The organism is Halomonas litopenaei, assembly GCF_017303055.1.
Taxonomy (GTDB): Bacteria; Pseudomonadota; Gammaproteobacteria; order Pseudomonadales; family Halomonadaceae; genus Halomonas; species Halomonas litopenaei_A.
In genome coordinates this window covers 81,218-94,501 of record NZ_JAEKJT010000007.1, presented here as the reverse complement: position 1 = coordinate 94,501, position 13,284 = coordinate 81,218, and the positions used below count along the sequence as shown (strand labels likewise).

General features: G+C 62.5%; 11 protein-coding genes. 2 read left to right on the top strand and 9 right to left on the bottom strand.

Features of this window, described 5'->3' with window-relative positions; translation table 11 throughout:
* Window positions 1-10: 10 nt before the first annotated feature.
* From fis to dsbD, 6 genes are all read right to left on the bottom strand, one after another.
* Complete coding sequence (gene fis, locus JF545_RS14740; RefSeq protein WP_206943314.1) at window positions 11-343, bottom strand: DNA-binding transcriptional regulator Fis; 333 nt, start codon at window positions 341-343, stop codon at window positions 11-13.
* On the bottom strand, window positions 340-1,452 hold the full coding sequence (gene dusB / locus JF545_RS14735; protein ID WP_206943313.1) for a tRNA dihydrouridine synthase DusB: 1,113 nt from the start codon (window positions 1,450-1,452) through the stop codon (window positions 340-342). The genes fis and dusB overlap by 4 nt, the downstream gene beginning before the upstream one ends.
* A gap of 114 nt (window positions 1,453-1,566) precedes the next feature.
* Window positions 1,567-2,484: a 50S ribosomal protein L11 methyltransferase gene (gene prmA, locus JF545_RS14730; RefSeq protein ID WP_206943312.1), complete on the bottom strand. Its 918-nt coding sequence runs from the start codon at window positions 2,482-2,484 to the stop codon at window positions 1,567-1,569.
* A 132-nt stretch (window positions 2,485-2,616) separates the two neighbouring features.
* On the bottom strand, window positions 2,617-3,957 hold the full coding sequence (gene accC, locus JF545_RS14725) for an acetyl-CoA carboxylase biotin carboxylase subunit (RefSeq protein ID WP_206943311.1): 1,341 nt from the start codon (window positions 3,955-3,957) through the stop codon (window positions 2,617-2,619).
* A 46-nt stretch (window positions 3,958-4,003) separates the two neighbouring features.
* Entirely contained in the window at window positions 4,004-4,477 is a 474-nt protein-coding gene (gene accB, locus JF545_RS14720) for an acetyl-CoA carboxylase biotin carboxyl carrier protein (RefSeq protein ID WP_206943310.1), read from the bottom strand.
* A gap of 108 nt (window positions 4,478-4,585) precedes the next feature.
* Window positions 4,586-6,565 carry a protein-disulfide reductase DsbD gene (gene dsbD, locus JF545_RS14715; RefSeq protein WP_206943309.1) on the bottom strand — a complete coding sequence of 660 codons (1,980 nt, stop codon included), beginning with the start codon at window positions 6,563-6,565 and terminating at the stop codon, window positions 4,586-4,588.
* A 359-nt stretch (window positions 6,566-6,924) separates the two neighbouring features.
* On the opposite strand from dsbD, the gene JF545_RS14710 reads away from it, so the two are divergent.
* Window positions 6,925-8,097: a DUF2333 family protein gene (locus tag JF545_RS14710; protein WP_206943308.1), complete on the top strand. Its 1,173-nt coding sequence runs from the start codon at window positions 6,925-6,927 to the stop codon at window positions 8,095-8,097.
* Window positions 8,098-8,194: 97 nt separating this feature from the next.
* Here JF545_RS14710 and ppa read toward each other — a convergent pair whose 3' ends face one another.
* A complete protein-coding gene (gene ppa / locus JF545_RS14705; RefSeq protein WP_206943306.1) occupies window positions 8,195-8,725 on the bottom strand; it encodes an inorganic diphosphatase in 531 nt (176 codons plus the stop codon).
* A gap of 260 nt (window positions 8,726-8,985) precedes the next feature.
* Between ppa and JF545_RS14700 the strand changes: the two genes are divergently transcribed.
* Window positions 8,986-10,707: a bifunctional protein-serine/threonine kinase/phosphatase gene (locus JF545_RS14700; RefSeq protein ID WP_206943304.1), complete on the top strand. Its 1,722-nt coding sequence runs from the start codon at window positions 8,986-8,988 to the stop codon at window positions 10,705-10,707.
* A 271-nt stretch (window positions 10,708-10,978) separates the two neighbouring features.
* On the opposite strand, the gene JF545_RS14695 is transcribed toward JF545_RS14700, so the two are convergent.
* A complete protein-coding gene (locus JF545_RS14695; RefSeq protein ID WP_206943302.1) occupies window positions 10,979-12,166 on the bottom strand; it encodes an alpha/beta hydrolase in 1,188 nt (395 codons plus the stop codon).
* Between the two features lie 26 nt (window positions 12,167-12,192).
* Window positions 12,193-13,284: an NAD(P)-dependent alcohol dehydrogenase gene (locus tag JF545_RS14690; RefSeq protein ID WP_347401337.1), complete on the bottom strand. Its 1,092-nt coding sequence runs from the start codon at window positions 13,282-13,284 to the stop codon at window positions 12,193-12,195.

Sequence of the window (13,284 nt, the reverse complement as noted above, 5' to 3'; positions counted from 1 at the left end):
TCGAATCGGTCTAGATCAGGTCGTATTGCTTGAGCTTCTTGCGCAGCGTGCCGCGGTTGAGCCCCAGCATCTCAGCCGCCCGGGTCTGATTGCCGCGGGTATAGCTGAGTACCGAAGACAACAAGGGAGCCTCGACCTCCGCCATCACCATGGCATGCAGGTCGGTCACGGTTCCCCCATCCAGGTGATCAAAATAGCGTTCCATGGCGGCAAATACGGCTTCGCGCAGAGGGCGCTCATCGGCGGCCTGAGCCGCTGTCGGCGGGAGGCCGTCGATGGACCGCTCTGAGGTGTCGAGTGGCGAGGCAGATGCCGACTGGTCGATGGGTGGCTGGCTGGTCATGCGGCACGGGTTCCATGGTGTGCCACGGCCCTGGCCACACGCTCCGCGGCGGTAGCTGGGTCGTGACGAAAAAGTTCGTCGATAAAGTCTTGCTGGCCCTGGACCGACGTCAGGCCATTGAAGGTGGCCTTCAGCGCGCGGCGACTATCGTCCTCCAGGCGCTGATCGCTGGACAGGTACCATCCCAGGTGCTTGCGCGCGATTTTCACGCCCATATGCTCGCCGTAGAAGGCGTGCAGGGCGTTAAGATGCGCTCCCAACACCTCCCGGCGCTCATCATCGGTCGCCGGTGGCAGTAGCTCGTCATGCGCCAGATAGTGAGCGATTTCGCGGAAAATCCAGGGGTTGCCCTGGGCACCGCGGCCAACCATCACGGCATCTGCACCAGTATAGTCGAGCACGCGGCGTGCCTTTAGCGGGTCGGTGATATCGCCATTGGCGAACACCGGGATGCGAATCCTCGATGCGACCTCGGCAATGGTGTCGTATTCCGCGTCGCCCTGGTAGCGCTGCTGACGATGGCGGCCATGCACCGCCAAGGCCTGGATCCCCGCGTTCTCGGCCAGCGTCGCAATGCGTACCGCATTGTTGCTGTCCTCGCACCAGCCGGTGCGGATCTTCAGGGTCACCGGTATGTCCACGGCAGCGACCACCGCGTCGAGAATCTCGGCCACCAGCGCTTCGTCTCGAAGCAGGGCTGAGCCGGCAGCCTTGTTGCAGACCTTCTTGGCCGGGCATCCCATGTTGATGTCGATGATTTCGGCACCCTGCTCGGCATTCAGCCGAGCGGCGGTAGCGAGCATCTCGGCGTCGCCTCCAGCGATCTGCACCGCCCGTGGTCCGGGTTCGCCGCGGTGATCCATGCGCAGCCGTGACTTTCTGGTATGCCACAGGTTGGGGTCAGAGGTGACCATCTCGCCCACGACCAGGCCTGCTCCCAGCTGTCGACACAAGGCACGAAAGGGCCTGTCGGTCACGCCCGCCATAGGCGCAAGAATCACCGGGCTGGCCAGCTTGTGCGGGCCTATCCAGGTGTCCTGACGGGGCGTGGTCCGGCGAGCTGAAGGCTGGCTGACCTGTGGCTGGTGACTGGGACGTTGGTCTGACATGGGCGTTGCCGTCGTTCCGGGGCTGCATATCATACGCCTCGAAGGCGCCTTGGTGAAGGCATCAACGAGGCGTTTTCCTGATCAAACGCTGGGAGTGACCAGGGTCATCAATGTTCAGCGAGTCTCTGGGCGATAACCGGTCAGGCGTACCCAGCCGTCGCGCAGCTCAGGATCGTCCATGTAGAGCCCTTGATCGCGGTAAGCGTCGATGACCTCATCGGCCTGGGCCTCAAGGATGCCGGAGAGCGCCAGTCGGCCTCCGGGAGCGACATGGCCTGCGATGGTAGGGGCCAGCTCGACCAAAGGGCCAGCCAGGATGTTGGCCAGCACCAGCGGAAAGGTCTCACCCCCCATCTGTTCCGGGTAGCGCAGCGTCAGGCGTGAGGCCTCGATAGCGTTACGCTCGGCGTTGTCGCGGCTGGCGGTCAGCGCCTGGGGGTCGATGTCGGTGGCCACGGCACTGGCGGCACCGAGTTTCAGGGCGGCAATGGCGAGGATGCCTGAACCGCAGCCCACATCCAGCAGTTCAACGTCGTCCAGGGCGCCATCAACGGCCAGCCCGTCGAGCCATTCGAGGCACAGCGCTGTGGTGGGATGGGTGCCGGTGCCGAAGGCCAGTCCGGGGTCGAGGTGCAGGTTCACCGCGTCATCCTCGGGTGGCTGGTGCCAGCTGGGGACGATCCACAGGCGCTGCCCCATGCGCAGAGGCTCGAAGCTGTCCATCCATTCTCTTTCCCAGTCACGATCATCGATCAGTTCGTGAGTGATCGTCGGGCAAGGCTCATCGGGCATCGTTTCCGCCCAGGCGCCGGCCAGCCGCTCCAGCATGTCGGCGAGGCCATCCAGGTCGTCGTAGAGTCCGGTCAGGACGGTGTGATCCCACAGCGGGGTCGTGCCCCTGTCGGGCTCGAACACCGGGTCGTCTTCGCCGTCCTGCAAGGTGATGGCCGTCGCACCTTCTGCGAGCAGCAGCTCCTCGAGCAGCTCGGCGTGCTGGGGAGGCACCTCGGCCTTGAGTTGGAGCCAGGGCATTGGGGTGTTCCTCGATGTCAGGTAAACGTCAGCGGGGCGGCCGAAGCCGCCCCGCTGTCGCTTGACGTGCGGCGCTAGCTGCCCGTCAAGCGATGGAAGGCCTGGAGTGCGCCGGCCTAGGCCAGCGCTCGCTTAGAGGCCCAGTTTCTTTTCCAGGTAGTGGATGTTGACCCCACCCTGCTGGAAATACCCGTCGCGCACCAGATCCTTGTGCAGATCGGTATTGGTCTTGATACCTTCCACCAGCAGCTCGTCAAGCGCGTTGCGCATGCGTGTCAGCGATGTCTCGCGGTCGGCACCCCAGGTGATCAGCTTGCCGATCAGGGAATCATAGTGCGGCGGTACGGTGTAGCCCGTGTACAGGTGCGAATCCATGCGCACCCCGAGACCACCCGGGGGATGGTACAGGGTGACCTTGCCAGGAGATGGCATGAAGGTGCGTGCATCCTCGGCATTGATCCGGCACTCGAAGGCGTGGCCGTTCAGCTCGACGTCTTCCTGACGGATCGACAGCGGCAGGCCGGAGGCAATGCGCAGCTGCTCGCGGACGATGTCCACGCCGGTGACCATCTCGGTGACCGGGTGCTCCACCTGGACGCGGGTGTTCATCTCGATAAAGAAGAACTCGCCGTCTTCGTACAGGAATTCGAAGGTACCAGCGCCGCGGTAGCCGATCTCGATGCAGGCCTCGCGACAGGCGTCGAGTACCTTGGCCCGTGCATCGGGGTCGAGGCCCGGGGCGGGGGCTTCTTCCAGGACCTTCTGATGGCGCCGCTGCAGCGAGCAGTCGCGATCGTACAGGTGGATGGCGTTACCCTGACCGTCTGCCAGTACCTGGACTTCCACGTGACGCGGCTTCTCCAGGAACTTCTCCATGTAGACCGTGCCATCACCGAAGGCGGCGTGCGCTTCGGTGCGAGTCACGGTCACGGCGGAGACCAGGTGAGCTTCGGTGTGGACGACGCGCATGCCGCGGCCACCGCCGCCAGCTGCGGCCTTGATGATCACCGGGTAGCCGATGCGGCGAGCGGTCGCGATAAGCTCGCCTTCGTCGTCGCTCAGCGGGCCATCAGAGCCCGGTACTGTGGGCACGCCGGCTTTCTTCATCGCGTTGATGGCGCTGACCTTGTCGCCCATCAGGCGGATGGTCTCGGCTTTCGGGCCGATGAAGGTGAAGCCGGAGCGTTCGACCTGTTCGGCGAAGTCGGCGTTCTCGGACAGAAAGCCGTAGCCGGGATGGATCGCGCTGGCGTCGGTGACTTCGGCCGCGCTGATCAGTGAAGGAATGTTGAGGTAAGACTGGGCCGAGGAGGCCGGGCCAATGCACACCGCCTCATCGGCGAGACGCACGTGCATCAGCTCGCGGTCCGCCTTGGAATGCACCGCGACGGTCTTGATCCCGAGCTCCTTGCAGGCGCGCAGGATGCGAAGAGCGATCTCGCCGCGGTTGGCGATTAGAACCTTGTCCAACATGGTGGTGTCCGCCGAAAGTGAATGGTCAGGGAAGGCCAGGGCCTTCTCAGGAGATGACAACCAGGGGCTGGTCGAATTCAACCGGCTCACCGTCTTCGACCAGGATGGCCTCGACGACGCCGTCACGGTCGGCTTCGATCTGGTTCATCATTTTCATCGCTTCGACGATGCAGATGGTGTCGCCCTTGCGCACGCTGGAGCCGACTTCCATGAACGGCTTGGCGCCAGGAGCGGGGGAGCGGTAGAAGGTACCGACCATCGGCGAGACGACCGCCTGGCCCTGATAGCTGGGGCCGCTGTCGGCGCTGGCGGCCGGGGCCTCGGCAGGCGCTGGCGCAGGGGCAGCTGCCGGTGCCGGAGCGGCGGCAGGCCAAGGCTGAGCCGCCGGGGCCGGCTGCCAGCTGCCACCCTGGGGATGACGGCTGATGCGGACCGACTCTTCGCCTTCCTGGATCTCGATTTCGCTGATGTTGGACTCTTCCAGCAGTTCAATCAGCTTCTTGACTTTACGAATATCCATGACGTTGTCTCGATCGTGTGAAGTGTCTGTCAGGCGCTGTAAACCTGACGCAAGTTGTTAGAGATCGCCGCACGTTACCGTTTAATGGCGCCTCTATCGTGTCAGAATTCAGAGTAGTGCGGAGTTTGCCGAAAATTGCGCGGGTTGTCCAGCGAGGCCGAACGGTGTTCGTTCATGGTCTTTCGGCGTCGCTGATGCCGACGCTGCGGGTGTCGCAGTCAGCAGTTCGGTGACCGCGTCGAGGTGCTGTGCGAGGGAGGCGGCGTCAAGCTCGCCCTGTATTCTGGCCTGCCGGATTTCTGTTCCGTTGTGGAAGAACAGCAGGCTGGGAGGGCCGAACAGGCCCAGCTGGTCCAGTAGGGCTCGGCTGTCGGCATTTGACTCGGTCACGTCCACATCGATCCAGCGATAGCCGTCGAGCGCTGCCTGTACCTGCGGATCGGGAAAGACGTCACGCTCCATGATCTTGCAGGAAATGCACCACTCTGCCGTCACGTTGACGAATACGGGCCCCTGGTCCTGGGCAAGGCCTGCCTCAAGCTGATCGAGCCCGGTCACGACCTGGTCGGCGTGGGCCAGCGCTTGTGTACCTCCGGCACTACCTGCGTTGGATGGGGAGGTCAGACCCTGCAGCGGCCTGAGCGGGTCGCTTGCGCCGCCGGCAGCACCGACTACCAGGGTGATCCCCCAGACCAGCAGAATGATTCCGAGTCCCTGTCGCACCCGCGGCCAGCCCGTGGGTGAGCGCATGTCCAGGGCCCCCAGCGTCAGTGCTGTACCGGTCGCCAGGCAAGCCCACAACAGCAACGACGCGGTCGCCGGCAACAGGCGTTCCACCAGCCAGATGGCCACCCCCAGCAAGAGAATGCCGAAGGCGGTCTTGACCCCGTTCATCCAGTTGCCAGAGCGTGGCAGCAGGGACGTGCCAAAGCCGCCGACCAGCAGCAGAGGAACACCCATGCCAAGGCCGAGGGCCAGCAGGGCCGCACCGCCCACCAGGGCATCGCCGGTGGAGGAAATGAAGACCAGGGCGCCAGCCAGGGGGGCTGAAACGCAGGGAGACACGACCAGTACCGAGAGAGCGCCGGCGGCGGCCAGGCCGAGCGGCCCGCTTTGCTGGGCTCGGCTCTGCCAGGCGTCGATGCGCGAGCCCAGGCGAGAGCCGACACGCAGCTCAAATACGCCGAACATGGCCAGCGCAAACAGGGTGAACAGAAGGGCAAAGACGATCAGTACCGGAGCGGACTGCAGTCTCGCCTGGAGGTTGAGCCCGGCCCCGAACAATCCCATCAGGACGCCGACCAGGGCATAGGTAAAGGCCATGCCTGCGACATAGCTGGCCGACAGCACGAAGGCCCTGCCGCGCCCTGGGTTCTGGCCAACGATGATGGACGACAGAATCGGGATCATCGGCAACACGCAGGGGGTGAAGGTCAGGCCCAGTCCAGCGAGGAAGAACAGGCCAAGCATCAGGGGCAGGCTGGCGTCCTGCATCAACGCACGGAAGTGGCCGTCCTCGCTGAGCGGGGCACTGGCAAAGGCGTTGTCGTCTGCGGCGCTGACGTCGGCATCCGAGGCGCTGGCCGACGGAGTGTCCGCTGACGGAGTGCCTGTGGCCTTTACGGCGTCGGCAAAGGCCGGCGGTGGTTCGGACTCCGGGGCGCTCAAGGTGAGGGTTTCGGGCGGGTAGCACAGCCCCGCATCGGCGCAGCCCTGGAAGGTCAGGGACAGCGGCAGCGGGCCCTGTTGGGGAGCGTTCAGCGGCGCGCTGAAGACGACGCTGTCATAGAAGACATTGACGTCACCCAGAAACTCATCGGTCTTGGCTTCCCCGGGGGGGAGTGTCAGCTCGCCCAGTTCGCCCGAGCCGTCTTGCAGGGCAAGGGCAAAGCGATGGCGGTAGAGATAGTAGCCGTCGGCGTTTTCCATGCCGACATAAACCCGCTCGCCGTCATGCCATGCAGTGGCGCTGAATGCCTCGTGGACGGGCAGGAACTCGTCGGAAGAAGAAGAGAAGAACTGTGCTTGCGCGGTCCAGGGAACCAGTGACAAGCAGATCACGATGAGTAGGCGTGTGGCGAGGAACACGTCGAATCCTTGTTGACGGTGAGGGTGTCGGGCGCACGTGACGAATGATCAACGGCGGGAGAGCGGCAGCCTCCGCGGTCTGCTCATTCACCCGGCCCAGCAATAATGTCTTGCTACCAGGCCCATTGACGGTGCTCGCGAACTGGCCTGCGATGTGTGCTGGTGCACATACGTGGTCCTCGCGGCTTATCGTGGCCACGCGCTCCGCTTCAGACCGTAGAAGCACAGCAGGGTTCCCGATACTGTCGCGCTATGGTCTGATGCATGTCTGGGGTCGGGGCTATTCTACCACTGGGGCGATGACTTTCCTCCAGCGGGGAAGTCGCGAGCGGTGTTCGAGGGGCGACAAGGAGAGCAAAATGAGCAGTCGACGACAGCGTGCAGAGCAGCGCCGACAGGAGCTGGAAACACCACGCTATGGCTGGATCTGGAAACCGTTGGTGATCCTCCTGGCCATATTGGTCATGGTCGCCGTGGGTCTCAGTATATGGTGGAGCGTTGCGCCTTCCCGGTTCGACGTGGAGACCGCCACCCAGCAGCAGCGTATTTCCGCCGCGCCGGCCGCTCGCGGTACCGTCAGTGTGGCCACTCTGGCGACCTTGATCGATACCCTGCAGGACAAGCCTGGGGGCTACGTGCGTAATGACCTGCTGCCCCCTGGGCTGTGGATGGACAATATGGCGGCCTGGGAGACCGGTGTGCTGACCCAGGCGCGGATCATGGCGTCGAGCCTGTCACACTTCGATACCCAGTCGGGCGCTGCGGTAGACGAGCTGATCGCTGCCCTCTATCAGGACGCGGATGATTGGCTGGCACCGTCCATGGAGGATCATCTGGCATTGGCGGGTCAGGCGGCTCGGGAGTACCTGGCGCGCTTCGATGATGGCGCTGGTGCGTCGTTCGGCGAACAGGGGGTAGGTGCCGCTAGCTATCTTGAGTCAGTAAGGGAGGCCTTGGCGGCATTGCGGGAGCGCCTGTCGTCGGCCGTGGCGGATACGGAGCGGCTCACTGAACTTGGCATTGAGGTGCCACGGGAGGCCGAGGTGCCCTGGTATCGAGTGGACGATGTCTTCCATGAAACGCGTGGCCAGACCTGGGCGCTGTATCAGTTATTGGTGGCGCTGGAGCGAGACCAGGCCGACAGCATCGCCGCCGCGGGGCTGAGCGATGATTATGCGCGGGCCTTGGCCGAGCTGGAGCGCATGCAACGCCAGTTCTGGAGCCCGATGGTGTTGCGCGGTAGCGGCCTCGGCATCTTTGCCAACTATCCTCTGAGCATGGCCCACCATCTCAGTCGTCTGGACAGCGTGCTGCTAAGCCTGACAGAGGGACTGGCCAGTGAGGGCGGAGGTTCAGCAGCAGCCTCGGCTTCCACTCAGGAGGCGGATGCGGCAAGCGGTAAAGCTGCTGCAGTGAATGACGAGGCGGCAGATGACGAGGTAGCTGACGAGGTAGGCGAAGCCTCAGCGGACGATGCCGCTCCAGCTTCGCCGGAGGATGATGGCGAGCTGCCTGACGACGGCGCGTCGTGACCGTCGTGTTATTGCCATAACGCAAGAAGCCGCCTCAGGGGCGGCTTCTTGCATCAAGGCGCTTGGTTCTCTACGTAAAAACCAGACTACGTAACAATCAGGCCTTGGCGTAGGCGGCGGCGGACTTTTCGATGGCCTTGCGCGCTGCTTCGACGCCTTCCCAGGACTCGACCTTCACCCACTTGCCTTTCTCGAGGTCCTTGTAGTTCTCGAAGAAGTGAGCGATCTGCTGACGCAGCAGCTCAGGCAGGTCGGTGACTTCCTGCACGTCGTCGTAGAGGCTGGACAGCTTGGGATGCGGCACGCAGACCAGCTTGGCGTCTTCGCCCGCTTCGTCGGTCATGTTGAGGATGCCGACGGGACGCGCACGCACGATGCTGCCCGGTGCTACCGGATACGGTGTCACGACCAGCGCGTCGAGGGGGTCGCCATCATCGGCCAGGGTGTGGGGGATGAAGCCGTAGTTGGCCGGGTAGAACATCGGGGTCGCCATGAAGCGATCGACGAGCAGGGCGCCCATGTCCTTATCAATTTCGTACTTCACCGGCGCGTGGTTGGCGGGAATCTCGATCGCCACGTAGAGATCGTTGGGGAGATCCTTGCCGGCGGGGATGTTGTCGAAGTTCATGCTCGTGTCCTTCGTTGGGCAGATGTCCGCCTGACTGGCGGAAAAAAATCGGTCGAATTATACGAACCCCGGAGCGGGATTACCAATCGTTGGGCGGTATCTTGACGCGGTGCAATAATGGGCGCAAGTGGTCTGGCCGTCGGCGACAAGCCTGTTGTCACACATAAGCGCCACATGATGTGTATCATACCGCCCAGAATGGTGGTGGTCCCTCGTTCGCCGGAGTCGTACCGCCAATGCTGGAGCCACAGGAGGTGATCTTGGCCACTGCACGTCTTGCACTGAGTTATGGACAGGCCTTTGTTGCCCCGGAGCGGCATCGCCAGCGTAGCTCGATGTCGGTGCGCCTGCCGGAAGAGGGGGAGCCCAAGGGTGCATGCGCGTTGATCAGCGACTCAGCGTCCGGGCATGCGCTGGCCAAACAGGCCGGGGACCTCAGTGTTCGCGGGTTTCTCAATGACTACTACGCCACACCCAGCCACTGGACCGTCAAGGCGTCGGCCCAGCGCGTCATTCGATCCCTGAATGCCTGGTGTCACGGCATGACGCGACAGATGGACAGCGGCAGCTACGTGTCGTCCCTGTCTGCCGTGGTGTTCAAGGAGCGTAGTGCCCACCTTTTCCATGTTGGTGACACCCTGGTCTTTCGTCTTCGAGGGGCTGAATTCGAGCAGCTGTCGCGGGACCACGTCACTGACCTTGGCGGCTACCGCTACCCGGCCAGGGCGCTGGGCATGGATGTCGGTATCGATATCGACTATACCGAGTGGCCACTCAAGCAGGGCGATATCTTTCTGTTTACCACCCAGGGGGTGCGGGGCACCTTGCTGCCGTCGGACTACGTGCGCCTGATACGCGAAGACGCCAGTGACCTGGACGCCGCCTGTGAGCGGCTGGCTGCCGCGGCCGGGGCCAGAGCGGGGGAGCGCGGCTACGGCAGCGATCCGTTCTGTTTCCAGCTGGTCAGGGTCGATGAGCTGCCCGACGTGTCACCGGATGCCCCCAGCCGTCTGTACGGCGACCTGCCGATTCCCCCGGAGCTTGCTCCAGGCAATCAGATCGACGGTCTGCTGATCGAGGAGGTGCTGTCACGGACAGCCCACTCTCGCGTGTACCGGGTGCGTGACCTGCAGACCGATCGCATCTGCGTGCTCAAGGCGCCGAGCCCTGAGTTGTCGAATCGAAACGCCTACCTGGAGCACTTTTTACTGCAGCAGTGGGTGGTGGAGCGCGTGCATTCGCCTTTCGTGGTCAGCGTGGTGGAACCGTCCCGCCAGCGTCGTCATCTCTATTACCTGATGCGGCACGTGGAAGGCATGACCCTGTCCCAGTGGGTGGCGCGCTTTCCTCGTGCCAGCCTTGGGCAGCGGCTGGACATCGCGCTGCAGCTCGGCAAGGCGATCCAGGCGCTGCACAATCGGGACCTGATTCATCAGCAGATCCATCCGGATAATGTGCTGATCGATGAGCATGGCCAGGTAGTGTTGGCCGACTTCAGCGCCTGCCATCTGCGTGACGTCGATGGTCATCGGCGCTCACGCCGTCTGGTGCAGCAGGTCGGGCTCAACGAACACAGTGCGCCGGAATATGCGCTCGATGACGAGGTGGGGCGGCGCAGCGATCAGTACGCGTTGGCCTCGACGGTGTACTGGCTGCTGAGTGGGCAGCTGCCTTACGACATTCCGACCCACCAGTTACGCAGTCATACCGACCTGGAGCAGCTGAGCTACCGCAGCGTGCGCAGTCGTCGTCCGGATGTCAGTCAGGAGCTGGATGAGGCATTGAAGCGCGCGCTGGATCCGCAGCGATCATTGCGCTTCCGTCGGCTGTCCGAGTTCCTGTATAGCGTGAGGCCGAGCCGGCAGCAGCCCAAGGAACAGGCGCCGAGGTCCATCCGCGCCTGGCAGGAGCCTGCCAACCTATGGCAAGGCATTGCCGGTGTACTGCTGGTACTGCTGGTGCTGTCGTGGTGGTTGCGCTGAGCCTAGCCAGGCGTCGGGATGGGGGCTATCAGGGTGGGAGCTGTCGTCGTGGGGCCTGTACCCACCCCCTTTCTGTGCCTGTCGGCGCCGGCAGGCTGACGGTGCAGTCATGCCCCGCCAGCCTGTCGGCGCCGGCAGGCTGACGGTGCAGTCATGCCCCGCCATGGACAAAGGTGGACGATAGCTCCTTGGTGTTGGACCCGCCCGATGGCCGCACCACAGCCGGTACTGTCCGCAGGGCGGGGACCTCAGGTGCGCTCCAACTCTCGCTTTATGTGGATGATAAGTGTGTGCCAAAGAATGACGTCAGTGTATCGAAAGGTATCCTGTCGAGTTGATCGTAAAGGTCCACATGGTCTGCGTTAGGCACGATGACCAATTCCTTCGGTTCGGAAGCTACCCTGTTGACGTCTTCAGAGTAATAGCGCGAGTGAGCGTTTTCGCCGGCCACCAGAAGAATGGGACGTGCGGACATCATGTCGATGTTTGCATATAAGGGAAAACTGAAAAATGACATGGGGGTCGTCGCTGTCCATGCCGTTGTCGAGTTGATCCCCCTGGGGTGGAAGCCTCGCGGAGTACGGTAGTAATCGAAGAATGCGGCCAGCACCGAGTCTGGATTCTCGGGCAGGGATTCAGGCAATACGCGCTGGCCTTTGATGATGTTCCCGTTTTCGTCGAACGGGACTTCGTGATAGCCCAACCCATAGCTACCGTTTTCCGCATCTACCCACCGCTGTTGGCTAAGATAATCAATGACCTGATGGCGCTGCTCCCGCGTATAGCTATCTTTATAGCTGCGACTCATGCTGCGGGACATGTCATACATGGAAACGGTGGCAACCGCCTTGATGCGTGAGTCACTGGTCGCGGCAGTCAGTGCCATACCGCTGTAGCCACAAATGCCGATGGCTCCAATGCGGTTGCGGTCAACGCTCGGTAACAAGCCAAGAAAATCGACAGAAGCGCTGACATCCTCAGTGTTGATGTCCGGTGAAGCGACATTGCGCGGTTCACCACCGCTTTCTCCTGTGAAAGAGGGGTCGAATGCCAGCGCGACAAAACCGCGTTCGGCCATGGTTTGCGCGTAAAGGCCAGATGACTGCTCTTTTACGGCGCCAAAGGGGCCGCTGACAGAAATCGCTGCGAGTCTGCCACTTTTGTTTTTCGGCTGGTACAGGTCTGCTGCCAAGGTGATCCCGTACCGGTTCTTGAAAGTGACCTTGCGGTGATCGACGTTTTCACTCCTGGGAAACGTCTTGTCCCATTCCTGCGTGAGTGACAGGCCGGTGGCTTCATCTGTGCCGGACGTTGCGTTGGGACGGGAAGACGCCGCTGCCGGAGCTGCCGGGTAGCCGAGCAGCGCCGCTGACCCAGCAGCCAGTACGGCGCCTTGGATGACGCTTCTACGGGTGACAACGTACTCGGCGTCTTTGGTCTTCGGGTTGGATTCGTGCATGGTGTTCTCCATTATGCAAGCCCGGCTCACGACGCAGTCGAGAGGGTCCCGTTGTCGATGACGAATCGATATTTGACGTCGCCCCTGAGCATGCGCTCATAGGAGGCATTGATTTGGTCTGCGCTGATCAGTTCGATGTCCGCCACGATGTCGTGCTTGGCACAAAAATCGAGCATTTCCTGGGTTTCGGGAATGCCGCCGATCATCGAGCCAGCAAGAGTTCGGCGCTTCGACACGAGGTGGAATACCTGTGGTGACGGGTGAGCTTCAGCCGGTACGCCTACCAGTGTCATGGTCCCATCACGCTTCAGCAGCGCCATGAAGGCATCGAGGTCATGTGGGGCGGCAACGGTATTCAGGATGAAGTCGAGACTTGCCGTGTGCTCGGCCATCTCGCTGGCGTTGCGTGAAACGACAACGTCGTCAGCGCCCAGGGCCTTTGCCGCTTCGCGCTTGGAGTCGGATGTGGTGAATGCGACGACATGGGCACCCATCGCATGGGCAAGCTTGATACCCACGTGGCCCAGGCCGCCGATACCCACAACGCCGACCTTCTGGCCCGGTCCGATGTTCCAATGACGCAGCGGCGAATAGGTGGTGATGCCTGCGCATAGCAGTGGCGCCACGGCAGCAAGTTGCGACTCTGGATGGCGGATGCGCAAAACATAGCGCTCGTTCACCACGATCTGTTGGGCATAGCCGCCTAGCGTCCAGCCTGGAGCATCAGGCGTGGGAAAGTTGTAGGTGCCGATCATGGCGTCGCAGTAGTTCTCCTGGCCGACATCGCATTCCTCACAGTGCTGACAGCTATCGACGATGCAACCGACGCCCACAAGGTCTCCGACCTGGACATTCGTCACCTGAGTGCCGACGCTGGCCACACGGCCAACGATTTCGTGACCCGGTACGCAGGGAAAGTGAGTGCCCGCCCATTCGGCACGTGCTTGATGCAAATCGGAATGACAGATGCCGCAGTACGCGATGTCGATCTGCACATCCTGAGCACCCATCGCCCTCCGGGTAATGTCCATGGGTTCCAGAGGTTTGTCGCCCGCAGGCGCGCCATAGGCTTTGATCATCATGAGAACTCCTTTTGACCGATTGATGTCAGATGTCAC